Raw genomic sequence first — 22,643 nt, forward strand, 5'->3', positions numbered from 1 at the left:
TGAATGCGTTCACAAGCCCTTCGACGGTGCGCTCGCCCACACCCGCGGCGTCTCGGACCGAAAGCTGTGCCCCAGCTCGTCGCCGAGGCCGAAGTAGTGCCGGAAGTTGTAGATCAGCGGGCTCCACCGCGCCGGGTCGACGTGCTGCGTGCCGGGCACGACGATGTCCGGTCTTGCGTGCACTCGCAGGACCCCGGCCTCGACCACGATGAACTCGCCGCCAGTGTCGGGGCGCACCGCCGCGGCCGTCGCCTCGAACCGCACCGGGCACTCGGCCACCATCGGCGGGCGGACGAGGTCGGACGGCGCGGGCGTCAGGCCGGCGGCCGCGAACTTGTCCGGCTCGTAGCGGTGCCTGGGCTTGCTCGCCGGCACCGGGTCGCGGCCGGTCAACGGGGCCAGCCGCTCGACCGCCGGCCACAGGTCCGGGCTCGGGAAGTTGATCGTCAGCTCCGGCCGGACGGCGAGATTGGCCGCCGTCTGCCCCTCCGTGCCCAGCCCGAGCACCACGACCTGGCCGAGCGCCCACGCCGACGACATCGGCGCCAGATTGGCCGAGCCGTCCGGATTCTCGGTGACCAGCAGCGCCACCGGGGTGCCGACGTACAGGATGCTCGGGGTGATCGTCACGTGCTCCATGCCCGCCGACGCTAGGGCGGCGACGGTTCGGCGCCGGCCGAAGCGTCGCGGGGCGATGATGGTGGACATGAGGGATACCGCTGTGGCGGGCGCGGGCGGCCCGGGCGCGGCCGTTGCCGGCTCGGGCGCGGCCCTGGCCGGGCTGGCCGGGCTGCTCGCCGACCGCACCCGCGCGACGATCTGCCTGGCGCTCATGGACGGCCGGGCGTGGACCGCGTCCGAGCTCGCCCGCGCCGCCGGCGTCGCCGCGTCGACGGCGACCGAGCACCTCAACCTGCTCGTGTCCGGCGGACTGCTCACCGAGGTACGGCAGGGCCGGCACCGCTACCTCCGGCTGGCCGACGACGCCGCCGAGCTCGTCGAATTGCTGGCCGCGGCTGCCCCGGCGGAGGCCGCGGCGGGGCCGGGGCCGGGGTCGGGGCCGCCGGTGCGGTCGCTGACGGCGGCACATCGGCGTCGCGCGCTGGCCGCCGCCCGCACCTGCTACGACCACCTGGCCGGCGCGCTCGGCGTCGCGGTGACGGACGCGATGACGGCGCGCGGCCTGATCTCCTGGGACCGCGGCCTCACCCTCACCGACGACGGCGACCGCTGGCTGTCCACCCTGGCCAGCCCCTGGCCCCCGGCGTCGCGCCGTCCGCTGGTGCGGTCGTGCCTGGACTGGACCGAGCGCCGGCCACACCTCGCCGGAGCGGCCGGCGCGGCCCTCTGCTCCCACGCCGTCGACGCCGGCTGGGTGGTGCGGTCGCGCCGATCCCGTGCGCTGCGGATCACCGACCTGGGCCGGGCCGCGCTGCGCGATCAGCTCGGGGTGGCGCTGCCGTCCGCCGGTGCACTCACGACGACCAGTTCGGCGGACGTTGTCGGTGCCCGCCCATAGGGTGGGAAGCCCTCCCAGCCGGGCGGGGACCAGACCCCACTGCGGCGAACGGTCAACGCGGACAGGCGAGAGATCTCTCACCGCGGTTGTCGATTTTCGCCGGTGCCCGCGTGACGGATCAGGTGACGGCACCTACCAGAAGAGGACACTCATGTCGCACTACGCGATCCTGATCTACGACTCCGCCCAGCCGGCCGGCGCGGCGCCCGAGCGCGACCCGCACGACCAGCACGCCGACGAGCTGGCGAAGGCCGGCACCATGGTCGCGGCGTACGCCCTGCAGCCGGGCGAGCAAGCGCGGTCGGTGCGAGCCGGCGGCGTCACCGACGGTCCGTTCCTGGAGACGAAGGAGGTCGTCGCGGGCATCTACGTCGTCGAGGCGGCCGATCTCGACGCGGCGGTGGCCATCGCGGCGCGGAACCCGGCGGTGCGCCAGGGCGGCGGCGTCGAGGTCCGCGAGATCGAGAGCGGCACGCTTCCCGGCTGACGCCCGGCGGTACACGCCCCGGCCCGCACCCGCCCAGAGGACGGTCAGCGGGCGGCGGCCGCCCGGCCGAACACGTCGTCGAGCATGGATTCGGTGAGCCGGCCGGTGAAGGTGTTCTGCTGGCTCGGGTGATAGCTGCCGATCAGCCGCACCGATCCCGCCGCCGCCCCGGCCGACGCTCCGTCCGACGGGTCCAGCGTCACCTCGGCGCCGTGCCCGAACACCGGCCGCGGCCGGGGCACCGCCAGCCCGGCCCGGCCGAGCGTCCGCAGCGCGGCCGTCCACGCGAACGACCCGAGCGCGACCGCCGCGCGCACCGTCGGCAGCACCAGCTCGACCTCGCGGTCCAGCCACGGCGCGCAGGCGTCGCGCTCCCCCGGCGTCGGCTTGTTGTCCGGCGGCGCGCAGCGGACGGCGGCGATGATGCGCGCCCCGATCAGCTCCAGCCCGTCGCCGGCGTGCGTCGCCGTCGGCTGGTTGGCGAGGCCGGCGCGGTGCAGGGCGGCGTAGAGCCAGTCGCCGCTGCGGTCGCCGGTGAAGACGCGGCCGGTGCGGTTGCCGCCGTTGGCCGCGGGCGCGAGGCCGAACACCAGGACCCGTGGCCGCGGGTCGCCCCAGCCCGGCGTCGGTCGGCCCCAATACGGCTGGTCGGCGAACGACTTGCGCTTCTCCCGGGCCACGTCCTCGCGCCAGGTCACCAGCCGTACGCAGGCCCGGCAGACCGACGACCCCGCGACCACCTCGTCCAGCGACGCCCCGGCCGCCAGCCGGGCCACGTCCTCGGCCGACGTCGCGACCGGGGTGTCCGCGGTGGCGATGTCGCCGGGCCAGCCGGTCCCCGGCGGGACGGGGCTGGGGAACGGGTCGCCGGTCAGCGGGTGTGGGAGGAGCACCGCCTCATTGTGCCCGGCTCAGTCTCCCTCCCAGACGACCGCGTCGAAGGTGATCGTGTGGTCGGAGCCCGCCTGGCTCTCAAGGAACGTCAGCCGGGCCAGGTTCCCGTCGCTGGTGCGCACGCACAGCACCGAGTCCTCGTCGACGTCCTGCCCATCGGTTCCTTCCGCGTCGATCGTGCTGGCGCACTCCTCGTAGCCCGGCGGGTCGGCCGGGGCGCCGGCCCAGAGGGAGATGAGAGTGTCGTTCCATCCACCGACGTGCATGGTGCCCAGGACGAAGATGTCGCCGTCGTCGGAGTAGCCGACGCCCTCGGGCGGCGCCGTGTCCAGGTCCTTCGGCCCGGAGTCGAGCAGCAGGCGGCCCTGCCAGCGTTCGCTTCCCGCCGCCGGCGATGTGGGGTCCGGGGCAGTCGGATCGGCGGACGGGGGCGCCGAGGTGAGGTCGGGCGTCGACGCCGGTGTCGACGGCGGCGCCGCCACGGGTTCCGTACCGCCGGCAGGCTCGTCGTCATCGTCGGATGAGGCGAGCAGCGGCACCAGTGCCCCGACCAGGGCGGCGACGACCGTCGCTCCGGCGGCGATCCAGGCGGCCTGGTGGTGTCGGCTGAACCAGCCGGCTTCGTCGGTTCGATCTTCGGCCACAGCGTTCAGCGCCCCTACGTCGCTACCCAAGTGGTGATCGTTTGGAGGAGGCTAGCAGGCTCGGCCGTGCGGGCCCCGACGCGGACGGCCGGAGCCCGCACGACGCCGGGATCAGCGCGGCGGCAGCACCTGGCGGCCGCGGTACTGGCCGCAGGACGGGCAGGCCGTGTGCGCCGGGACCGCCTCACCGCATGCCGGGTTGGGGCAGGTCACCAGCTGCGGCACGGCGATGGCCCGCCGCCACTGCGCCCGGTGGTGGCGGACGTTCGAGCGGGATTTCCTGCGGAACATGGAACTGGACATGTCGTTCCCTTTGGGTGTCGAGCGGATCGGTCGGGAGCCGCCGGACGGGGCGGGTCGCGGCCGACCTCGGGCTCGGTTCCGGGGCCGACACCGTCGAGGGACGCGGGACTGGGGCGACAGCCGGTGACGGCGCGCATGAGGGGTCCTCGGAGGGTGGGGCGGGCAGGACACGCGGAAGCAGCCCCGCACGGTTCACCGGCGGGGCTGGGGCGGGGTCCCTAAGACGCGAAAGGCGTGTCGGGCTGCTCGCAGGCCACGAGCCGACGGTAACAACGGGCGGCCCGCGAGCCAACGGGTTTTCCGGCGGCTCAGCCGGAGACGACGCTCCAGGCGATGCCGTCGAGGATGTCGTGCTCGCTGACCAGCACCTCGTCGACGCCGGCGCGGTCGACGACGCAGCGCAGGACCAGTGCGCCCGCGGCGATGACGTCGGCCCGGCCGGGGTGCATCGGGCCGATGGCCAGCCGCTCGTCGTGGGTCAGTGTGAGCAGGTGGTCGCTGATCGCACGCACCTGCGCGGCCGGGACGCGGCTGTGGTGGATCGCCGCGGAGTCGTACTCGGCCAGCCCCAGGTGGATCGCGGCCACCGTCGTCACCGAGCCGGCCAGCCCGACCAGCGTCCGCGCGTCGCCGAGCGGCACCACGGCGGCGGCGTCGGAGAGTGCCGCCTCGATGTCGGCACGCGCCGCGGCGACCTGGTCGGACGTGGGCGGGTCGGACTGGAACCGGCGCTCCGTCAGCCGGACGCAGCCGATGTCGACGCTGCGGGCGGCCGTGACGCCGTCGGAGCCGAGCGCCAGCTCCGTCGAGCCGCCGCCGATGTCGACGACGAGGTAGGGCGCGCCGTCGCCGCCCGGCAGTCCGCGCACCGCGCCGTCGAAGGACAGCCCCGCCTCGGCCGCGCCGGAGACGACCTCGGGCTCGACGCCGAGCACGTCGGCGACGCCGGCGACGAACTCGTCGCGGTTGGCGGCGTCGCGGGTGGCGCTGGTGGCGACCATGCGGACGTGCTCGGCGCCCAGCTCGCCGATGACGGCGGCGTACTCGCGCAGCGTCTCGAACGTGCGGTCCAGCGCCTCGCGCGCGAGCACGCCGGTGCGGTCGACGTCCTTGCCGAGGCGGACGATGCGCAGCCGGCGGTCGAGGTCGTGCTGGGCGCCGTCGCGGAGGTCGGTGACGAGCAGCCGGATCGAGTTCGTGCCGCAGTCGATGGCGGCGACCCGGGTCACTCGGGGCTCCAGTCGCAGGTCGCCGGGGTCCACGTCGGCGCCATCAGCGCCAGCGCGCGGTCGCCGAACGGGTTGACGCCCGGCCCCGCGGCGAGGCTGTGCGCGACGAGCACGTGCAGGCACTTGACGCGGTCGGGCATGCCGCCCGCGGTGACGCCGGCGATCTCGTCGACGTGCCCGATCGCCTCGCGGCGGGCGAGGTACGACTCGTGCGCGACGCGGTACGCGGCGGCCAGCTCGGCGTCGCCGGCCAGCTCGTCGGTCCACTCGCGCATGACGCCGACGGACTCCAGCGTCGACGTGGCGGCGACGGCGCGCGGGCAGGTCAGGTAGTACAGCGTCGGGAACGGCGTGCCGTCGGGCAGCCGCGGTTCGGTCTCGACGACGGACGGGTGGCCGGCGGCGCACCGGGCGGCGACGGCGCGGACCCCGCGCACCGGACGTCCCAGCTGCTGGGTGACGGTGTCGAGGTCGGCGGGGGTGGGTGCGGTGGTCACTCGTCGGCCGGCTGTTCCGGCGGCGGGCTGTCGGCGAACGTCACCGACGCCCACAGCCGCTCGTACCAGCTGCCCTGGCCGGACGGTGGCAGCCCGCCCGCCTCGGCCGCGCTGGTGTCGTCCTGTGCGTCGGGGCCGGGCAGCACGATGTAGCTCTGCTCGCCTGGCAGCACGAACCCGAGCCGCTCGCGCGCCTGCGCGGCCACGTAGGCGTCGTCCTCCCACAGCCGCAGCTCCTGCTCGAGCTGCTCGACCGATGCCGTCAGCTCGTCCTGCTCGCGCTGCAGCTCGACCCGTTCGCGGTGTTGGTCGAACCAGGCCCGCAGCGGGTAGGCGTACGAGACCAGCAGCACCGCCAGCACCAGCGCGAGCACGGCGGCCCGGCCGGTGACCGACGGACGGCCGCCGGACTTGGGTTGCGGACGGCGTGGGGGTGGCGGCGGAGGCGCGCCGTCGCCGGAGTCGACCGCCGTGCGCGGCCGCGCGGCGGCGGTGCCGCCCTTGGGTGCGCGGGCCGACGGACGTCCGGCCCGACCCGCGCTGGGGCGTCGCGCCGTGCCAGCGCCCGCCGCGGGGCGGGCGCTGGGCGAACGGCGCGACGTGGGCACGGCTGCTCCTACGCCTGGAACCGCGGGAAGGCCGACGCGCCCGCGTACCGGGCGGCGTCGTCGAGCTCTTCCTCGATGCGCAGCAGCTGGTTGTACTTCGCGACCCGCTCGGACCGGGCCGGAGCGCCGGTCTTGATCTGGCCGGCGTTGGTGGCGACGGCGAGGTCGGCGATGGTGGTGTCCTCGGTCTCGCCGGAGCGGTGGCTGATCATGCAGGTGAACCCGGACCGCTGCGCCAGCGAGACGGCGTCGAACGTCTCGGTCAGCGAGCCGATCTGGTTGACCTTGACCAGCAGCGAGTTGGCGGCGTGGTCCTTGATGCCGCGCTCGAGCCGCTCGGGGTTGGTGACGAACAGGTCGTCGCCGACGATCTGCAGCTTCGAGCCCAGCACGTCGGTGAGCGCGGCCCAGCCGGACCAGTCGTCCTCGGCCAGCGGGTCCTCGATGGACACCAGCGGGTACGCGGCGGCCAGCTCTTCGTAGTACTTCGTCAGCTCGGCGGCCGAGATGCTGTTGCCCTCGAAGGTGTACTTGCCGTCGTCGTAGAACTCGGTCGACGCGACGTCGAGGGCCAGCGCGATCTGCGCGCCCGGCGTGAAGCCGGCCTTCTCGATGGCGGTGACGATGATGTCGAGCGCGTCGCGGTTGCTCGGCAGGTTCGGCGCGAAGCCGCCTTCGTCGCCGAGGCCCGTCCCCAGGCCGCGCTCCTTCAGCACGCCCTTGAGCGTGTGGTAGACCTCGACGCCCCAGCGCAGCGCCTCGCGGTAGGTCTCGGCGCCGATCGGCGCGATCATGAACTCCTGGATGTCGACATTGCTGTCGGCGTGCGCGCCACCGTTGAGAATGTTCATCATCGGCACCGGCAGCAGGTGCGCGTTGGGGCCGCCCAGGTAACGGAAGAGCGGCAGCTGCGCCGACTCGGCGGCGGCCTTCGCGACCGCCAGCGAGACGCCGAGGATGGCGTTGGCGCCGAGCTTGCCCTTGTTGGGGGTGCCGTCCAGGTCGATCAGCGCCTGGTCGACGAGCCGCTGGTCGCTGGCCTCGAAGCCCAGCAGTTCCGGTGCGATCTCGTCCATGATGGCCGTGACGGCCTTCTCCACGCCCTTGCCGGCGTAGCGGGCGGCATCGCCGTCGCGCAGCTCGACCGCCTCGAACGCGCCGGTGGAGGCGCCGGACGGGACGGCGGCACGGGCGATGGTGCTGTCGTCGAGAGCCACCTCGACCTCGACCGTCGGGTTGCCCCGGGAGTCGAGGATCTCGCGTGCTCCGATTGCTTCGATCGTGGCCACGTATCGTCTCCTGCGGTGTGTCGCTGTCGTCGTCGTACGCGGGCGCAGAGACGACGGCGGCGCTGCACGCTCGTACGACCGCAGCCTACCCGGACCAAGCGCCCGTACCGGTCGCGACGGGCCGCCCAGCCAGGAGGCGTAAAATCGACTAGCCTCTAGTCAGAAAAACGACTGGTCTCCATCCGGAAATGTGACCATCGGAGAGTCGGACATGGCGGATCTGGTCCCTCGCGCGGCGGCGGCACGGCTGTCCGAACTGACGGCGCACCTGCGGGTCGTCATGGTCAGTGGGCCCCGCCAGTCGGGCAAGACGACGCTGCTACGCGAGCACCTGCACTCGGGCGGCACCTTCCGGTCGCTCGACCGCCCCGAGACCCTGTCCGCGGCGCGCGACGACCCCGCCACCTTCGCGACGTCCGGGCCCGTCCCTCGCATCATCGACGAGGTGCAGCTCGGCGGCGACCAGCTCGTCCGGGCCATCAAGGCCGACGTCGACGCCCATCCCGAGCCCGGACGGGTCGTACTGTCCGGTTCCAGCCGGTCTCTGACCATCCCGACGCTGTCCGAGTCGCTGGCCGGACGCGTCGCATTCGTCGAGCTCTGGCCGCTGAGCATGGCCGAGCGCACCCGGTCCGCGCCCGACGCCGTCACCCGGTGGTTCGGCGACGTCGCCGCCGTCATGAGCGACTCGGCCTGGACCCGCCCCGGCTACCTGGCCGCTGTGACGGCGGGCGGCTATCCCGGAGCGCTCACGATCACGTCGGCGCTGGCCCGGCGTGCGTGGTTCGATGGCTATCTGAGCACCGTGATCACCCGTGACATCCGCGACTTCGCGACCGTCACCCGCGGCGACACCGTCGCCACCTTGCTGGGCCTGGTCGCCGCGCGGGCGGGCGGCATCGCGTGCTCGCCGATCTCGCGCACTCGGCGAACCTCGCCCGCGACACCACGAGGAACTACCTGTCGTACCTCGACATGGTGTACCTGACGACGACGGTGCCCGCGTGGTCGTCCAACCTCACGTCACGGCTCGCCAAGACGCCGAAGCTCCACCCGACCGACTCCGGTCTCGCCGCGCACGTCGTCGGGGTCGACGCCGACGCCCTGGCCGAACCCGGGCATCCGGCGCTCGGCCCGCTCATTGAGACGTTCGTCGCCACTGAGCTGCTCAAGGCCATCGCCGTCGCCGACCGGCGCATCTCGCTGTTCCACCTCCGCACTGCCGACCGGCAGGAGGTCGACTTCGTCCTCGAGGGCCCGGGCGGCCGGATCATCGCCATCGAGGTCAAGGCGTCGGCCTCGCCGGGAGCGTCGGCCCTGAAGGGGCTGCGCTGGCTCCGCGACAAACTGGGCGACCGCCTGCACGCCGGCATCCTGCTCCACCTCGGCACCGAGGCCGCATCGCGCGGCGACGGCATCTTCGCCCTGCCGCTCTCCTCGCTCTGGGACCACCAGCCGCTGGCATCGCCCTGATTCCGGACGCGGATCGTCCGGAACCGGGTCTACCGTGCCGGCATGGCTATCGCACGCTTCCCGAGTCTCGTGATCGACTGCCCCGACGCGAGCGCCCTCGCGGCCTTCTACGGCACCCTGCTGGACTGGAAGGTCACCACTTCGCCCGGCTGGGCGGAGGTCCGCGCGGACTACGGCCAGTGCATCTGCTTCCAGCAGGTCGACGACTACACGCCGCCGCGGTGGCCGGACCAGGTGGTGCCGCAGCAGATGCACCTGGACGTCAACGTCGACGACCTGGACGCCGGCGAGGCGGCGGTGCTCGAGCTCGGCGCGACCAAGCACGAGCACCAGCCGGGCACGTCCTTCCGGGTGTTCCTCGACCCCGCGGGCCACCCGTTCTGCCTCTGCGTCGACTGACGTAGGGCTCTCAGCCGGCGGGAACCAGCTCGACCAGCGACATCGACGGGTTGGGGAGGTCGAACGCGACCTCCACCACCCCGCCGGCCGCGGTGACGGTGCGGGGCGGGTGCAGTTGGTCCAGCCGGTCCGCGGCGCGCAGCTCGGCCCACTGCGCGTCGGTCGGCCAGGCCGCGCCGCCGCCGATGCGCCGCCATACCGCGGGGACGCACGAGTGGTCGTCGTCGACGCGGTGGTGACGCAGCTCGTAGGCGCCGTCGGGCAGGCCGGTGAACCGCAGCTCGACCCGCCGCCCCAGCTCGTCCGAACCGGCCGCCTTGGACTGGTCCAGCGTCCCATTCCACACCAGCGCCGCCACCCGGCCGCCGGACGGGTCGGACGCGGCCAGCGACTCCACCAGCGAGTCGGCTCCGTCCCCGGAAGCGCGCACCGAGAGCCGCCGCGACGGCAGCGCCGCCAGCATCGCGAGCGCCCACCACCGGGGTTTGCGCAGTTCACCGACGGTGCGCAGGCCGAACCCGCCGTGGAACAGGGCTGGTGGCCGGCCCAGTTCCTCGAAGTGGTCCGACACCACCCAGTAGGACAGCGCCTCCAGCCGGCCCATCGACGAGCGCATGCCGCGCAGCAGGAACACCGCGGCGAACACCGACTCGCTGACCTCGTGGAAGTGCGTCGGGGTGACGCCCCACTCGGTCCACCAGATCGGCGTCCCCTCCCGGCCGTGCCGCGCGAGCACCGGACGCAGGTCCAGCGGCGGCGAGCCGTAGGTGTGCGTCGAGACGAAGTCCAGCGGCTCGTCGCCGACGGCCGCGAGCAGCTGGTCGATCCAGCCGGCCGCCGCCGACGCCGGCCCGCCGACCCGCAGCCCCGGGTCCACGTCCTTCACCGCGCGCGCCGCGACGGAGTGCAGCCGGAAGAACTCCGCCGGCGTGCCGGACCAGAACACCTCCAGGTTGGCCTCGTTCCACACCTCGAACGCCCACCGGTCGCGGACTTCCTCCAGCCCGTACCGGTCGACGAGGTGGGCGACGAACGCGCGGACGAGGTCGTACCAGCGGTCCCAGTCCTTCGGCGGCGAGATGATCGCGCCGTACTCGAACACCGTCGCCGACGGGTCGGCGGCGAGGTCGCGCGGCATGAACGAGATCTCGACGATCGGTCGCAGCCCGAGCGACAGCACCATGTCGTAGACGCGGTCGACGCCGCTGAAGTCGTACACCGGCTCGCCGTCGACCTCGCGGTAGACACCGAGGTCGTCGCAGAGGATGCCGTGCGCCCGCACCGTCTCGACGCCGAGCTCCTCGTGCGCCGCCTTCAGCGCGGCCCGCAGCTCGGCGCCGATCTCGTGCCCGCCGGTGTGGTCGGTGGACAGCGCGTGCGACAGATGCTCGCTGCCGATCATCGGCGCCCAGGGCCGGTCCAGCTCGCCCTCGTCGGACCCGGCGTCGACGACGACGGCGACGGGCTCGCCGTCCGTGCCGGTCGAGGCGGCGGACACGGGCTCGCTGAGCTCGCCCACGTGGTCCACCGACGCGACGGCCGCGACGGCGTACCAGCGCTCGACACCCGGGGTGCCGGTGGTGTCGGCGTACGGACCGTGCGGGACGGAGAGCACGTCGCGGCCCTGGTGGTCCAGCGGCTCGAACGGGCCGTCCGCCGACTCCGCCACGTGCACCAGGTACCCCGCGGCGCCGTCGACCGGCTCCCACGACAGCGTGACCTGCGCCCGCCCGGGTCTGGCGGTCAGGCCGCCGGGCGCCGGCAGCGACACGTCGGCGCCGCCCGCCTCCCCGCTGGCCCGGCCGAGCCTGGTCTCGAAGTCGGTACGGGCGTCGATCTCACTGCTCACGCGTCTTTCCTCCCACGTGGATCACTTGATGCCGGTCATCGCGATGCCCTGGACGAAGTACCGCTGGACCGCGAGGAACAGCACGATCACCGGCACGACCACGACGACCGCCCCGGCCAGCAGCAGGCCGTACTGCGTCGCGTTCTGGCCGACGGAGTACAGCGCGAGCGCGACCGGCAGGGTGTACATGTCCTCCGTCTGCGCCACGACCAGCGGCCAGAGGAAGTTGTTCCACGAGCTGAGGAACGTCAGGATCCCCAACGTCGCCAGCGCCGGGCCGGTCAGCGGCAGCATGACGCTCCAGAAGATGCGCAGCTCGCCGGCGCCGTCGACCCGCGCGGCCTGGATCAGCTCGTCCGGCAGCCCCAGGAAGTACTGCCGCATCAGGAACACGCCGAGCGGCCCGACCAGGTACGGCAGGATCAGCCCGGGGAACGTGTTCGTCAGCCCCATGTTGCTGACCAGCACGAACAGCGGCACGAAGGTCACCATGCCGGGCACCATCAGGGTGCCGAGCACCAGCGCGAACACCACCCGCTTGCCGCGGAAGTCCAGCTTCGCCAGCGCGTAGCCGAGCATCGAGCCGAACACCAGGTTCCCCGCCGTCACCACGATCGCGACGATGGCGGAGTTCAGGAAGTAGGTCGGGAAGCGCAGCCGGTCGAACAGCTCGCGGTAGTTCTCCAGCGTGAACGTCTCCGGCAGCCAGGTCGGCGGGATCGACCGCACCTCGGCCTTGGGCTTCACCGACGACAGCACCATCCAGACGAACGGCAGCGCCATCGCCAGCACGCCGACGGCCAGCACGACGTACAGCCAGCGCGACGACGAGCGGCGCGAGCCGCCGGGCGCGCCGTCCTCCGGTGCGTCCGGCCGGACGTCGTCGGCGGCCGGCAGCGGGGTCTGCGTGGTCATCGGTCGCCTCCTCACGCCTTCGGCCGCAGCACGCGGAACTGGATCGCCGTCAGCGCCACGATCGCCAGGAACAGCACGTAGCTGGCCGCGGCGGCGTACCCGTAGTTGCCGAAGCTGAACTGGTCGTAGATGTAGAACGAGACCGACCGCGTCGCGTTGAGCGGCCCGCCGTTGGTCATGACGAACGGCTCCTCGAAGAACTGCAGGTAGCCGATGCCGGTGATGACGGCGCCGAACAGCAACGTCGGGCGCAGCAGCGGCAGCGTCACGTGCCTGAACCGCTGCCAGCGCCCGGCGCCGTCGACCTCGGCCGCCTCCAGCAGCTCACGCGGCACCGTCTGCAGCCCGGCCAGGAAGATCACCATCAGCGTGCCGAGGTTGCGCCACGCGGCCATGACGATCAGCGACGGCAGCGCCAGCGACGGATCGCCCAGCCAGTCCGGCCCGCCGATGCCGACGGCGCCGAGCAGCTGATTGACCGGCCCGGTGTCGGGCTGCAGCAGGAACCGCCACACGACGGAGACGGCGACGATGCTGGTGACGACCGGCAGGTAGTAGCCGAGCCGGAAGATCGCCCGCAGCCGCGTGATGTTGTTCAGCCCGACCGCCGCGGCCAGCGCCAGCACCATCGTCAGCGGCACGCCCACCAGCACGAAGATCGCCGTGTTCACCGCGACCTTGCGGAACAGCGCGTCCTGGAACAGCGCCGTGTAGTTGTCGAACGCCGCGAGGTCGACGGCGAACGGCGAGCGCACGTCGGTGCTGCGCATGTCGGTGAAGCTCATGAGCAGCGACGCGAACACCGGTCCGGCGGTGAACGCCGCGAACAGCAGCAGGAACGGCAGCGCGAGCAGCCAGGCGGTGCGGGACTGCCGCCGTTGCAGCAGAGTCCGGCGCCGGCCGGCCGGCGAGCCGCCCGCGGGGGTGGGGCGGCTCGCCGGAGCCGAGGTGGCGGTCGTCATCGGCCTACTGCAGCCCGGTCCCGATGGACGAGGCCTGCGACTGCATGTCGGCGACGGCGTCGGCGGGCGACATCGCGCCGCGCACGGCCGCCTCGACGTCGCCGTCGATGACGGAGGCGACCTGCTCCCACGTCGGGACGGCCGGCGGCGCCTCGGTGCTCTCCAGCTGCTCGCCGAAGACCGCGACCAACGGGTCCTCCGTCAGCGGGCCGTCCTCCCAGGCCGCCGGCTTCGACGGCAGGTCGGTCAGCGTCTCGTACCAGCTCTGCTGCACCTCGACCTCGCTGAGGTACTCGATCAGCTTCCAGGCGCCGTCCTTGTTGTCGGAGTCGGTGAAGACGGCAAGGTTGCCGCCGCCGACGAACGACGTGCCGGGCCCCTCGTCCTTGCCCGGCAGCGGGACGACGGCGAAATTGTCCGTCGCGCCGGCGTCGCGGACCAGGCCGATGTGCCACGGCCCGGAGATGAAGGAGCCGATGGCGCCGTCGGCGAACATCTGCTCCAGCGCGCCCGGCTGCAGCACGGTGTCCTGCGACAGGCCCTCGGTGAAGTACGACGCGTAGTACTCCAGCGCCTCCGTCATCTCCGGGCTGTCCAGCGTGTACGCGTCGCCGTCGGTGAGCTGGGCGCCGTTCTGCCAGGCGAACGGCATGAACGTCTGCCACGAGCCGCCCTGGCCCGGCTGCAGGTAGATGCCCTGCTGGGCGCCGGCCTGCTGCAGGCCCTGAGTGAACGCCTTGAGGTCATCCCACGTCTGCGGCGGCTGCAGCCCGGCGGCGTCGGCGAGGTCGGTGCGGTAGAACAGCGCGCGGGTCTCGACGTACCACGGGACGCCGTAGGAGGTGCCGTCGACGACGGTGGACGCCCACGGCCCGGGGAAGAAGTCGTTCTCGTCGAACAGGTCCGTCGGCGTCGGCTCGAGGCCACCGGTCTGTGCGAACTCGCCCATCCACGTGGTGCCGATGAGGCTGACGTCGGGGGTCTCGCCGGCCGCGATGGCGGTGGCGATGCGGTCGTGAGCACCTTCCCACGGGACCGGCGTCACTTCGACGGTGGCGTCCGGGTTGGCCTCCTCGAAGTCGGCCAGGAAGGCGCCGAGCTCCTCGCCCTCGGTGCCCATGGCCCAGACCTCGATGGTGCCGGTGGCCGGGCCGTCGGTGAGGTCGGCGGACGGCGCCGCGTTGCCGTCGCCGCCGTCGCCCGCGTCGTCGTCGCGTCCGCACGCGGTGAGCGCGAGGGCGGTCGCCGCGGCCAGCGCGGTCGCGGCGGTGATGTGTCGTCGACTCATCGATGAGCCTCCTTCGGATGCGGCCCGCAACTGCGGCGGACCACGAGCTGAGTGGTCAGGACGTCGTGACGTGGTTCGGAACGGTCTCCGCTGATCCGGGCGTCCAGCAGCCGGGCCGCCCGGGCCCCCATCTCGCGCATCGGCTGACGGACCGTCGTCAGCCCGGCGTAGCGCGCCGCCATGACGTCGTCCCACCCTGTGACGGCGACATCCCCCGGTACCTGGATCCCCTGTTCGGCCAGCGCGACGGTGAGGCCGAGCGCCAGCTCGTCGTTCGCGCAGACGACGACGTCCGGCAGGTCGCCGGCGGTGAGCTCGGCGGCCACGCGGGCGCCGTCGTCCTCCTTGAACCCGGCCGGGATGGTCCGCTCCGGGACCTCCGCGCCGGCCTGCGCGAGCGCGCCGCGGAACCCGGCCCAGCGCTCGGCGACGTCGGTGGAGTCGACCGGGTCGCCGAGGAAGGCCATGCGCCGGTGTCCGTGCGTCAGCAGGTGGTCGACGACGGACGCCGCGGCGACGACGTTCTCGGTGCGGACGGAGTCGGCGCCGGCGATCTCGGTGCGCGCCATCAGCACGACGGGGACGCCGCGCTGGACGACCTCGGCGACGACGTCGTCGTGCACCGTCCGCCCGAACACCGCCAGCCCGTCGACCCGTCCGGCGAGGTCGAGCACCATCTCGTCGGCGGACTCGCGGTTGTGCGTGCTGAGGATGAGCACCGAGCGTCCGAGCGTCGCGGCGACCTCCTCGTAGCCCAGCACGACCTCGGCGTAGAACGGACCGGAGAGGTCGGGGAAGACGATGCCGTTCGCGGCGTGGCGGCGTTCGGCCAGCGAGCGGCCGAGCTGGCTGGGCGTGAAGCGCAGCTCCTCGATGGCGGCGTCGACGCGTTCGCGGGTGGCCGGGTGGACGAGGTCGCTGCCGCGAAGGGCGCGCGAGACCGTCGCCACGGACACCCCCGCATGCCGCGCCACGTCGCGGATCGTCACGGTGGCGCGGCCGGCCGTGCGGCGTCGCTGGGGGCTCTTCGGCTCCGCGTCTTCCATCGTTCGGGTCGCTCCTTTGGTACCGGTTACATAAACCGGTTACATCGGCTACATTCGGGCATCATGGCCGAGCCTGTCAACCCATTGTCTGTAGCCGAGGTTGCTGACCTGCGGCGACTCGCTGAGGTGAGCGTCGAGCTGATCGCGGGGGCTCAGGATCCGTCCGGCGCCTATCCCGCGGCGGTCGGCTTCGCGCCGTACGGCTTCTGCTGGTTCCGCGACGGCGCGTTCATCGCCGAGGGGATGAGCCGGGCCGGCGCCGTGTCGTCGGCGACCGCGTTCCACGAGTGGAGTGCGCGGGTGCTCGAACGCGAGGCGTCTGCCATCGCGTCTCTGGTGGCGCGGGTGGCGGCCGGTGAGCAGCCGTCGGACGCCGAGCTGCTGCCCGCGCGCTACACCCTGGCCGGCGACCGCCACGACGACGACTGGTGGAACTACCAGGTCGACGGCTACGGGACGTGGCTGTGGGCGCTGCGGTCGCACCTGACGCGGTGGGATCTGCCGCTGGCGCCGTACGCCGCCGCGGCGGAGGTCGCCGTCCGCTACCTCGTCGCCGTCGGGGCCCGGCCCTGCCGCGACTGGTGGGAGGAGCACCGCGACCACACCCACGTCTCCACCCTGGCCTCCGTGTACGGCGGCCTCCGTGCGGCGGCATCGCTCGGGGTGCTGCCGTCCGCCGCCTCGGCCGCGGCGGACGAGATCTCGGCGCTGGTCACCCGGTCGGGCACGCTCGAGGGCGCGCTGCGCAAGTGGCTCGGCTCCACAGCGGTCGACGCCAGCCTGATGGTGGCCGGGGTGCCGTTCGGGCTCGTCCCGCCCGGCGGCCCGGTCGACCGTGCGACGGTCGCCCGGATCACCTCCGAGCTGTCGGTTCTTGGTGGCCCCGCCGCCCAGGGCTCCTTCGCACACGGCCCCTCCAGCCCGCCCGTTCCCGGCGACCCAGCCGCCGCTGCGCAAGCCACCCTCGGCGCCCCGGCCGCCCAGGGCCTCGCCGCACCAGCCGCCACCGGCCCGCCCGCCTCAGGCGGCCCCGCCGGCCAGGGTCCCGGCGGCCCAGGCGCCACCACACAACCCACCACCAGCCCACCCGGCCCCGGCGACCCGGCCGCCCAGGGCCTCGCCGCACCAGCCGCCACCGGCCCGCTCACCCTAGGCGCCACGACACAACCCACCACCAGCCCACTTGCCCCGGGCGGCGGCGTGCACCGCTACGTCGGCGACACCTTCTACGGCGGCGGGCAGTGGCCGATCCTGGCCGCCTTCCTCGGCTGGCACCACGCCGTCGCCGGGTCGCGGGAGCGAGCCGCCGAGCTGCTGCGCTGGATCGCCTCGACAGCCGACTCGTCCGGGTCGCTGCCGGAGCAGGTGCCGCCACTGCTGGCGCCGGACCGGCTGGCCGAGTGGACCGATCGGTGGGGGCCGAGCGCCCGGCCGTTGCTGTGGTCGCACGGCATGTATCTCGTACTGGCATCAAGTCTTGACGTGATCAACAGTTGACTTGATCACGTGACGCCGATCAACCATTGACGACGTTCGTCGAGTTGTTGACGCTAGGTGGCGCGCTCGTCCAGCCAGCGGGCCATCGCGCGCGCCGTCTCGTCGACCGGCACGTCCGTGGTGTCGAGCAGCGTCATCGGCGGATCCATGGTGGCCGCGGTGGCGTCGATCCAGGCGGCGTAGTCGAGCGTCTCGGCGATGCGCGGCTCGTCCCACTCCCGCCACTTCGGCCGGCCCCGCAACCGGGCGGCCAGCACGTCAGGGTCGCACGTCAGGCAGAGGTAGTCGATGCGCTCGAACAGGGGCCGCTCCGGCAGCGGCTCGAGCTCCGGCGGCACGACCGTCCCGCACAGCACGACCGGCCGGCGGCTCTGGTGGATCATGGCGGCCATTCGCAGCCACGTCGACCGGAACGGCCGGTGCTCCGCGCCGTCGTCGCGCAGGCCGGCCACCCAGAGCACGTCCTGTTCCAGGACGACGAACCGGTCGGCCAGTTCGGTCGCGAGCAGCCGCTGCACCGTCGACTTGCCGGTGCCGCTGGGGCCGGTCACGCAGAGCAGCGGGAGGCGGAGGAACGGCCACCGGTGGCCGCAGTGGGCGCACCGGATGACCGCCTCCGGCTCGACCTGCGGGCGGTCGGCGCGTTCGCCGCAGCGCTCGCAGATCAGCAGGTTCACGCGTCAGTCGAAGAGCTGGTCGAGGAAGCTCTTGCGACGCTTCTTGCCGTAGCCGTACGGGCGGGGCGAGTCGTCGTAGCCGCGGCGGTACGGGGCCGGGCTGTCGCGGTACGGCTGCTGATAGGGCTGCTGCTGGTACGGCTGCTGCGGCGGGGGCGCCTGGCGGCCGCTGTAGTCGAGCGGCGGGGGCGGCGCGTTGAACTGCTCCTCGGCGGCGACGATCTGCTCGAGTTCGCCCTTGTCGAGGAAGATGCCCTTGCAGTTGTCGCACTGCTCGACGTGCACGCCCAAACGGTCATACGTCTTCATCTGACCGCTGCACTTCGGACAGGTCACGGAAGTTCCCTTCGTCGTTGTCTGGTGTCAACGCTACCCGTGCCCACCGGGGTTCCGGCTGCATTGGGGTAAGGCACCCGGTACCGTGCCAGGGTGACGCAGTCCGCGGCGCCGCCGCCCACCCGCGGCGCCGTCCGTTCCGCCGTCGAGGCCCTCCTGCGCACCTGCGCCGACCTCGAACGGCGGGCGGATGAGGTGGCCGAGCAGTCCCGGGCGCGGGCCGCGCACGTCACTGGCGAAGTCGCCCGGTCCCGTTCCGCCGCCCTCACCGCCCGGGTCGAGGCGCTCACCCACCAGCTCGACGCCGACCTGCGCGATCACCTCTCCGACCTGCGCCGCCCGTACGTGACGGAGATTCACGCGCTGCTCGCCCTGCTGGCGCCCTGGCACGGGCTCGCCCCGCTCCCGCCCCTGCCGCCGTCGCCGGCCGGTGCCACGCTCAGCGACCACTTCCCCGCCGGCTTCGCCCGCACCTACGTCGCCGATCTCCTGACCGGTGTCGACGGCAGCACGAGCCTCGGCCGCGAGCCCGCCGCCGCGACGACGCCTCCATCGGCCGACGACATCGCCAACGCCCTCGCGGCCACCCGTCGTGCGTTCGCGGCGGAGTACGCGGACGAGGGCATGCGGCTCATCGAGGACGCCACCTGCCATGCCGTCCAACGGCACGGCGCGCATCTGTCTGACGGCGCTCACCTGGCGCGTTGATCTGGTTGAAGGACCCGTCCGGCGAGTACGGCTGGCAGGTCTTGCCGACCGGTGCCGTCGCGACCGCGCACCGGTGCGGACCGGTGGCTGGCGGGTTTCACGTCGCCAGAAGCGCTGGTCAAGCCGATCGAAGCCGTGCTCGAACGGGCGCACGCCCGGGGTGGCCTCGACGCGTTCCTCACCCGCGCGGCGGGCGACGCGACGAGGATCGGCATCCACGTGAGCGCCGCCCAGGCGGGCTCACGCCGGGCGACGCCGCCGGATACCGTGGCGCGGGCATCGGCACGAAGGAGACCCGGACGGACTGGTCTGCCGCGCGGCTGTACGGCCTGGATCAGGGCCGCGAGACGGTCTTCGCGCAGGCCTTCGACCCGATCGCCCGCGGCGCGGAGCCCGGAGCGACCCTGGCGTTCAAGAAGGCCGGCGGCACCTGGCACCTGGTCACCTCCTTCCCGGTCGACGTGCCGGGACCGACGAACGAACGCCTGGAGGATCTCGAGTGACCCCGATGAGCAGCAACTTCCGTCAGTTCTTCGGCAGCGGGTTCGGCATGGCCGACGACGTTCCCGACTTCTACGTCGAGGCCTGTGAAGAAGCGCCGTCGAAGCTGGCCGACGGCGCCAACGAGAGCTACCGCGCGTTCCGCGACGAGTTCGCCCGCCACCTCAGCGAGTCGTCGTACCCGCCGCACAGCGGCGGCGAGTCCCAGTGGACCACCGACGAGTGGCTGCGCAACGTCTGGTACGACGCGTTCGGGCCGGAGCCCGCTCCCGATGACCCGTACCCCGTGCCGGCGGAACAGTGGGGGCGTCGGCGCATCACTGACTACATGGTGCACGCGATCCGGCGCACGCCCGAGCTCAGCTCGCCGGGAGCGCCGGCGTGGCTGGAGGCGCGCGGGCTGACGTTCGTGGACGTGGCGGCGGGGGTGGAGTGGTCGGCGACCGCGGGCGGCGTCGCGTTCCGACCGGCGCCGGAGGGGTGGTTGGAGCGGCTGCACGACCTCACCGCGCGGGGCCTGCGCGCGGAGCAGCCGGGCGAGCGGTAGCGCCGCTCACCCGGCCGCTCCGAGCCCGGACCCGCGTCAGCCGAAGCCGGGCGGTGGTCCGCCGAAGCCTCCACCGGTGAAGCCGCCGCCGCGGAGGGGGCCGCCGCCGGTGGGGCCGGAGTCGGACGTGGGGAGGTCGGCGCCGAGATCGGCGAGGACGACGAGGTCGCCGGCGGAGAGGCCGTCGAGGATCTCGGTGCGCTCGGACCCGACGACGCCGAGGGTGACGGGCGTGGTCTCGACGTCGCCGCCGGCCAGGACCCGGACCGTGCCGCCGTCCGCGGTCAGCGTGATCGCCGAGTTCGGCACCGTCAACACCTCCGTCGCCTCTCCGAGCAGGAACGACACGTCCGCCGAGGCGCCACCTGCGGCGTTCGCCGGCGGTTCCGCGACACCGACGACGACGGGGTAGCGAGCGCTGCCGGACGACGTGTCGGGGATGAGGCCGATCGACACCACCTCGCCGCTCACGGCCTCCCCCGCGCCCGCCACCTGCACCTCGGCTGCCGTCCCGGCAGCGAGGCCGCGCAGCTCGCTCTCCGACACCTCGGCCGTGACGGTGATCGCGCCGGGCGCGACGACGGTGATGGTGGCGCCGGTATCAGCCGTCGCGCCTGGGGTGACGTCGACGGCGGCGACGGTCCCGGCGATCGGCGCGACGATCGTCGCCGCGGCGAGCGACTGCTCGGCCTCCAGCACCCGCAGCTCCGCCTCGCTCAGGGTCGCCTGGTCCTGGGCCAGCTGAGCGGCATCGGACAACGCGCTCTCCCCGCCCGGCCCCTGTTCCCCTTCCGAGGGCGAGGGCGACGGCGGCGGTTCCTCCTGCGGGGCGTCCAGCTCCTCCTCGGCGGCCGCGAGCAGTTCGGCCAGCGCGGCGATCGCCTTCTGCAGCGCCTGCTGATCCGCCGCAGCCCGCTGCTGCGCCTCCTGCGCCGCTCGCAGTGCGTCCACGCACGGCTCGAGATCCGGCGCCGACGGCTCCGACGGTGTGGGCGTCGTCGGCGGCGAGGGGGTCGGGGTGGGTGTCGGGGTCTCCGTGGGCGACTCGGTCGGCGATTCCGTGGGCGACGGCGACGCGGTGACCGACGGCGACGGCGTCGGCGTCGGGCTGGCGGTGGGCGTGGCCGCTGCCGTGGCGGACGACGACGGCGGGGGGCTTGTGGTGGAGGCAGCCGACGCGGCGTCGGTCATCGCCGTCTCGCAGGCCTGTTGCTGCTGCTCGAGCGCCGCTGCTGCCGCAGCAAGACTCTGGGTGGCGGCGTCCTGCGCCGCCAGGACCGCCTGCTGCAACGTCGCCAACTGCCCGGCGTCACCGGCGGTCGAACCAGCGGAATCGCCAGGCCCGGCGGATCCGCCGGACCCGGGCCCGTCGCCCGCCGGCCGCACCGAGGCCAGCGCCACGAACGCGGCCGTCGACGCCGGTGCCGACGTTGACTCCGGCCCGGACGTTGATGCGAACGTTGACAGCGACGCTGAGGTTGATGCCGAGGTTGACTGCGGCGCTGATGTTGATGCTGATGTTGATTCCGGTCCGGACGTTGAGGCGGACATTGACACCGATGCAGATGTTGACGCCGACGTGGAGACCGAGTCGGCCTGACCGTCGATGGTCGCCTCCAGGGCAGCTTCGGCCTGGGCCAGCTCGGCCTGAGCGTCGGCGAGATCGGCGGCGAGGTCGGTGGTGTCGAGCGCGGCCAGCTGTTGGCCCACCGTGACGGTGTCGCCGACGGCCACGTCGACGGACGCGACGGTGCCGGAGGTGCCGAAGGCCGCCGCCGCGGACGACGCGGCCTCGACGGTACCGGTGGTGTCCAGGGTCTCGGCCACCGACGCGGACTCGGTGGCGGCGGTCCGGTAGGACGGCTCCTCCCCGGCCACCGCGACGGCCCAGACACCGGCCGCGCCGCCCGCGACCAGCACCGTCAACCCGCAGGCCACCAGCAACCGCATCCGACGCCGACGCCGCGGTCGGCGGCGCAGGGCGAACGCCTCGTCAGGCACCGAGGCCACCCCCGCCCAGCCGCCGGCACTCACCGTCGACGGCGGGTGAGACGGCGATGGTGGTCGCGGTGACGGCGCCGGTCGAGTCGGCTTCGCCGGCAGCGACGACGCAGGCGCCCTCGGTCAGCGCCTCGGGTCCGGCGGGCGCCTCGGTGGTCCACGTCGTCGCGGCCGAGGTGGTGACGGTGACGAGGCTGGGCTCCGGCGCCGCGGCCGACGAGTCGCGGCCGGGCCGGAGGACCTCCACAGTGAACGTGTCGCCCGAGACCTCGGTGACGGCGCCGGCGGTCGGCGGGGCGAACGTGGTGCCGTCGGCCGGCTGGGACGGACGCTCGGTCGGCGCGCCATCCGGCGGCACCCCAGTCGGCGGGGCGACCACGGCGCCGTCGCCCGGCCCACTGGACGCGCCACCCGACTCACCGGACCCACCGCCCGGCCCACCGGACGGGCCGCCCGGCCCACCGGGCTCGCCGCCCGGCCGGCTGGGCGGGCCACCCCCGAATCCGCCCAGCCCGCCGCACGTCCCGTCCTCACCCGGCTGGGTGACGGCGACGCTGGTCGCGGTCACCGAGGTCGTCTCGGGCCCGCCGTCCGAGGAGGTCACGACGACACAGGCGCCGGCCGCGAGGTCCGCCGCCGACCCGGCCACCGTCGCCGTGATCAGCGTGGCGTCGGTGTACGTGACCGCCACCTGCCCGGACGCGCCCTGGACCTGCAGCGTCGTCCCGTCGATCGCGGCCACCACGCCGGCGGCGCCGGGGCGGGAGACGGCGGGGCCGTCACCGGCGTCACCGGCGTCACCGGCGTCGCCGGCGTCGGCCGTCGCCTCGAAGGCGGTCTCCGGTTCCTCGCCGGACGAGCCGCAGCCGCTCGCGACGACCGCAACTACGGCAACGGCGGCGATGACGGGGAGGGACAGCGGCGCCCGCCGAGGGCGCCGAACGATCGTGGTCATGCGTGGGCTCCTGGAAGAG

General features: G+C 73.6%; 26 protein-coding genes. 9 read left to right on the plus strand and 17 right to left on the minus strand.

All coding sequences use genetic code 11. The annotated features are described in order from the left end of the window. Positions 1-9: 9 nt before the first annotated feature. The gene (locus tag BLU82_RS24105) at positions 10-639 is read right to left on the minus strand and encodes a flavin reductase family protein (RefSeq protein ID WP_092626223.1); all 630 of its coding nucleotides are present in this window, start codon (positions 637-639) and stop codon (positions 10-12) included. Between the two features lie 67 nt (positions 640-706). Here BLU82_RS24105 and BLU82_RS24110 point away from each other — a divergent pair, with 67 nt between their 5' ends. Further along, entirely contained in the window at positions 707-1,519 is an 813-nt protein-coding gene (locus BLU82_RS24110; protein WP_092623543.1) for a helix-turn-helix transcriptional regulator, read from the plus strand. Between the two features lie 151 nt (positions 1,520-1,670). Beyond that, on the plus strand, positions 1,671-2,006 hold the full coding sequence (locus tag BLU82_RS24115) for a YciI family protein (RefSeq protein WP_092623544.1): 336 nt from the start codon (positions 1,671-1,673) through the stop codon (positions 2,004-2,006). A gap of 44 nt (positions 2,007-2,050) precedes the next feature. Here BLU82_RS24115 and BLU82_RS24120 read toward each other — a convergent pair whose 3' ends face one another. The 7 genes from BLU82_RS24120 to eno form a co-directional block, all read right to left on the minus strand. Further along, the gene (locus BLU82_RS24120) at positions 2,051-2,899 is read right to left on the minus strand and encodes a uracil-DNA glycosylase (protein ID WP_092623545.1); all 849 of its coding nucleotides are present in this window, start codon (positions 2,897-2,899) and stop codon (positions 2,051-2,053) included. Between the two features lie 18 nt (positions 2,900-2,917). After that, positions 2,918-3,544, minus strand: coding sequence for a hypothetical protein (locus tag BLU82_RS24125; RefSeq protein WP_092623546.1), 627 nt, complete (start codon positions 3,542-3,544; stop codon positions 2,918-2,920). Between the two features lie 111 nt (positions 3,545-3,655). Then, positions 3,656-3,847 (minus strand): 50S ribosomal protein L32, encoded by a 192-nt coding sequence (rpmF, locus tag BLU82_RS24130; protein WP_197682427.1) that lies wholly within the window; start codon positions 3,845-3,847, stop codon positions 3,656-3,658. 308 nt (positions 3,848-4,155) lie between these two features. Next, on the minus strand, positions 4,156-5,076 hold the full coding sequence (locus BLU82_RS24135) for a Ppx/GppA phosphatase family protein (protein ID WP_092626225.1): 921 nt from the start codon (positions 5,074-5,076) through the stop codon (positions 4,156-4,158). Continuing rightward, positions 5,073-5,627: a DUF501 domain-containing protein gene (locus BLU82_RS24140; protein ID WP_370246207.1), complete on the minus strand. Its 555-nt coding sequence runs from the start codon at positions 5,625-5,627 to the stop codon at positions 5,073-5,075. Before BLU82_RS24140 ends, BLU82_RS24135 begins: the two co-directional genes overlap by 4 nt. Beyond that, a complete protein-coding gene (locus BLU82_RS24145) occupies positions 5,570-6,181 on the minus strand; it encodes a septum formation initiator family protein (RefSeq protein ID WP_092623549.1) in 612 nt (203 codons plus the stop codon). Before BLU82_RS24145 ends, BLU82_RS24140 begins: the two co-directional genes overlap by 58 nt. An 8-nt stretch (positions 6,182-6,189) precedes the next feature. Then, a complete protein-coding gene (gene eno, locus BLU82_RS24150) occupies positions 6,190-7,470 on the minus strand; it encodes a phosphopyruvate hydratase (RefSeq protein WP_092623550.1) in 1,281 nt (426 codons plus the stop codon). Positions 7,471-7,681: 211 nt separating this feature from the next. On the opposite strand from eno, the gene BLU82_RS34815 reads away from it, so the two are divergent. The 3 genes from BLU82_RS34815 to BLU82_RS24160 are packed head-to-tail and all read left to right on the plus strand — an operon-like array spanning position 7,682 to position 9,342. Further along, positions 7,682-8,458 (plus strand): ATP-binding protein, encoded by a 777-nt coding sequence (locus tag BLU82_RS34815; RefSeq protein ID WP_172885692.1) that lies wholly within the window; start codon positions 7,682-7,684, stop codon positions 8,456-8,458. Further along, the gene (locus BLU82_RS34820) at positions 8,446-8,943 is read left to right on the plus strand and encodes an ATP-binding protein (RefSeq protein WP_370246208.1); all 498 of its coding nucleotides are present in this window, start codon (positions 8,446-8,448) and stop codon (positions 8,941-8,943) included. The genes BLU82_RS34815 and BLU82_RS34820 overlap by 13 nt, the downstream gene beginning before the upstream one ends. Positions 8,944-8,985: 42 nt before the next feature. Next, positions 8,986-9,342, plus strand: coding sequence for a VOC family protein (locus BLU82_RS24160; protein ID WP_092623551.1), 357 nt, complete (start codon positions 8,986-8,988; stop codon positions 9,340-9,342). A gap of 10 nt (positions 9,343-9,352) precedes the next feature. Here the strand turns inward: BLU82_RS24160 and BLU82_RS24165 are convergent, their stop codons facing one another. The 5 genes from BLU82_RS24165 to BLU82_RS24185 are packed head-to-tail and all read right to left on the minus strand — an operon-like array spanning position 9,353 to position 15,402. Then, entirely contained in the window at positions 9,353-11,191 is a 1,839-nt protein-coding gene (locus BLU82_RS24165) for a xylan 1,4-beta-xylosidase (protein WP_092623552.1), read from the minus strand. A gap of 21 nt (positions 11,192-11,212) precedes the next feature. After that, entirely contained in the window at positions 11,213-12,106 is an 894-nt protein-coding gene (locus BLU82_RS24170; RefSeq protein WP_092623553.1) for a carbohydrate ABC transporter permease, read from the minus strand. Between the two features lie 11 nt (positions 12,107-12,117). Beyond that, positions 12,118-13,068, minus strand: coding sequence for a carbohydrate ABC transporter permease (locus BLU82_RS24175; protein WP_092623554.1), 951 nt, complete (start codon positions 13,066-13,068; stop codon positions 12,118-12,120). Positions 13,069-13,072: 4 nt separating this feature from the next. Continuing rightward, a complete protein-coding gene (locus tag BLU82_RS24180) occupies positions 13,073-14,356 on the minus strand; it encodes a sugar ABC transporter substrate-binding protein (RefSeq protein ID WP_092623555.1) in 1,284 nt (427 codons plus the stop codon). Further along, positions 14,353-15,402, minus strand: coding sequence for a LacI family DNA-binding transcriptional regulator (locus BLU82_RS24185; RefSeq protein ID WP_197682428.1), 1,050 nt, complete (start codon positions 15,400-15,402; stop codon positions 14,353-14,355). The genes BLU82_RS24180 and BLU82_RS24185 overlap by 4 nt, the downstream gene beginning before the upstream one ends. Before the next feature lie 126 nt (positions 15,403-15,528). Here BLU82_RS24185 and BLU82_RS24190 point away from each other — a divergent pair, with 126 nt between their 5' ends. After that, positions 15,529-16,899 carry a glycoside hydrolase family 15 protein gene (locus tag BLU82_RS24190; protein ID WP_092623556.1) on the plus strand — a complete coding sequence of 457 codons (1,371 nt, stop codon included), beginning with the start codon at positions 15,529-15,531 and terminating at the stop codon, positions 16,897-16,899. A 53-nt stretch (positions 16,900-16,952) separates the two neighbouring features. On the opposite strand, the gene BLU82_RS24195 is transcribed toward BLU82_RS24190, so the two are convergent. Both BLU82_RS24195 and BLU82_RS24200 read right to left on the minus strand, forming a co-directional pair. Continuing rightward, a complete protein-coding gene (locus BLU82_RS24195) occupies positions 16,953-17,576 on the minus strand; it encodes an AAA family ATPase (protein WP_092623557.1) in 624 nt (207 codons plus the stop codon). A 3-nt stretch (positions 17,577-17,579) separates the two neighbouring features. Then, the gene (locus BLU82_RS24200; protein WP_092623558.1) at positions 17,580-17,912 is read right to left on the minus strand and encodes a zf-TFIIB domain-containing protein; all 333 of its coding nucleotides are present in this window, start codon (positions 17,910-17,912) and stop codon (positions 17,580-17,582) included. 93 nt (positions 17,913-18,005) lie between these two features. Here BLU82_RS24200 and BLU82_RS24205 point away from each other — a divergent pair, with 93 nt between their 5' ends. The 3 genes from BLU82_RS24205 to BLU82_RS24215 are packed head-to-tail and all read left to right on the plus strand — an operon-like array spanning position 18,006 to position 19,668. After that, complete coding sequence (locus BLU82_RS24205) at positions 18,006-18,620, plus strand: hypothetical protein (RefSeq protein WP_092623559.1); 615 nt, start codon at positions 18,006-18,008, stop codon at positions 18,618-18,620. After that, on the plus strand, positions 18,617-19,123 hold the full coding sequence (locus BLU82_RS24210; protein WP_157741228.1) for a hypothetical protein: 507 nt from the start codon (positions 18,617-18,619) through the stop codon (positions 19,121-19,123). Before BLU82_RS24205 ends, BLU82_RS24210 begins: the two co-directional genes overlap by 4 nt. Before the next feature lie 5 nt (positions 19,124-19,128). Beyond that, positions 19,129-19,668: a hypothetical protein gene (locus BLU82_RS24215; protein ID WP_157741229.1), complete on the plus strand. Its 540-nt coding sequence runs from the start codon at positions 19,129-19,131 to the stop codon at positions 19,666-19,668. 36 nt (positions 19,669-19,704) lie between these two features. Here the strand turns inward: BLU82_RS24215 and BLU82_RS36185 are convergent, their stop codons facing one another. Together BLU82_RS36185 and BLU82_RS24225 are read right to left on the minus strand one after the other, a co-directional pair. Next, positions 19,705-21,669 carry an efflux RND transporter periplasmic adaptor subunit gene (locus BLU82_RS36185; protein WP_157741230.1) on the minus strand — a complete coding sequence of 655 codons (1,965 nt, stop codon included), beginning with the start codon at positions 21,667-21,669 and terminating at the stop codon, positions 19,705-19,707. Then, positions 21,662-22,624 (minus strand): DUF5666 domain-containing protein, encoded by a 963-nt coding sequence (locus BLU82_RS24225; protein WP_092623563.1) that lies wholly within the window; start codon positions 22,622-22,624, stop codon positions 21,662-21,664. Before BLU82_RS24225 ends, BLU82_RS36185 begins: the two co-directional genes overlap by 8 nt. Positions 22,625-22,643: the final 19 nt, after the last annotated feature.

It is taken from the genome of Jiangella sp. DSM 45060, from assembly GCF_900105175.1.
Taxonomy (GTDB): Bacteria; Actinomycetota; Actinomycetes; order Jiangellales; family Jiangellaceae; genus Jiangella.

Excerpts from the sequence above, each read along its gene's own strand:
- BLU82_RS24115 (WP_092623544.1), top strand. The coding sequence starts at position 1,671 with ATGTCGCACTACGCGATCCTGATCTACGACTCCGCCCAGCCGGCCGGC.
- BLU82_RS24105 (WP_092626223.1), bottom strand. The coding sequence starts at position 639 with ATGGAGCACGTGACGATCACCCCGAGCATCCTGTACGTCGGCACCCCG.
- BLU82_RS24225 (WP_092623563.1), bottom strand. The coding sequence starts at position 22,624 with ATGACCACGATCGTTCGGCGCCCTCGGCGGGCGCCGCTGTCCCTCCCC.
- BLU82_RS24110 (WP_092623543.1), top strand. The coding sequence starts at position 707 with ATGAGGGATACCGCTGTGGCGGGCGCGGGCGGCCCGGGCGCGGCCGTT.
- BLU82_RS24180 (WP_092623555.1), bottom strand. The coding sequence starts at position 14,356 with ATGAGTCGACGACACATCACCGCCGCGACCGCGCTGGCCGCGGCGACC.
- BLU82_RS24215 (WP_157741229.1), top strand. The coding sequence starts at position 19,129 with ATGAGCAGCAACTTCCGTCAGTTCTTCGGCAGCGGGTTCGGCATGGCC.
- BLU82_RS34820 (WP_370246208.1), top strand. The coding sequence starts at position 8,446 with ATGGTGTACCTGACGACGACGGTGCCCGCGTGGTCGTCCAACCTCACG.
- BLU82_RS24170 (WP_092623553.1), bottom strand. The coding sequence starts at position 12,106 with ATGACCACGCAGACCCCGCTGCCGGCCGCCGACGACGTCCGGCCGGAC.
- BLU82_RS34815 (WP_172885692.1), top strand. The coding sequence starts at position 7,682 with ATGGCGGATCTGGTCCCTCGCGCGGCGGCGGCACGGCTGTCCGAACTG.
- BLU82_RS24175 (WP_092623554.1), bottom strand. The coding sequence starts at position 13,068 with ATGACGACCGCCACCTCGGCTCCGGCGAGCCGCCCCACCCCCGCGGGC.
- BLU82_RS24185 (WP_197682428.1), bottom strand. The coding sequence starts at position 15,402 with ATGGAAGACGCGGAGCCGAAGAGCCCCCAGCGACGCCGCACGGCCGGC.
- rpmF (WP_197682427.1), bottom strand. The coding sequence starts at position 3,847 with ATGTCCAGTTCCATGTTCCGCAGGAAATCCCGCTCGAACGTCCGCCAC.
- BLU82_RS24160 (WP_092623551.1), top strand. The coding sequence starts at position 8,986 with ATGGCTATCGCACGCTTCCCGAGTCTCGTGATCGACTGCCCCGACGCG.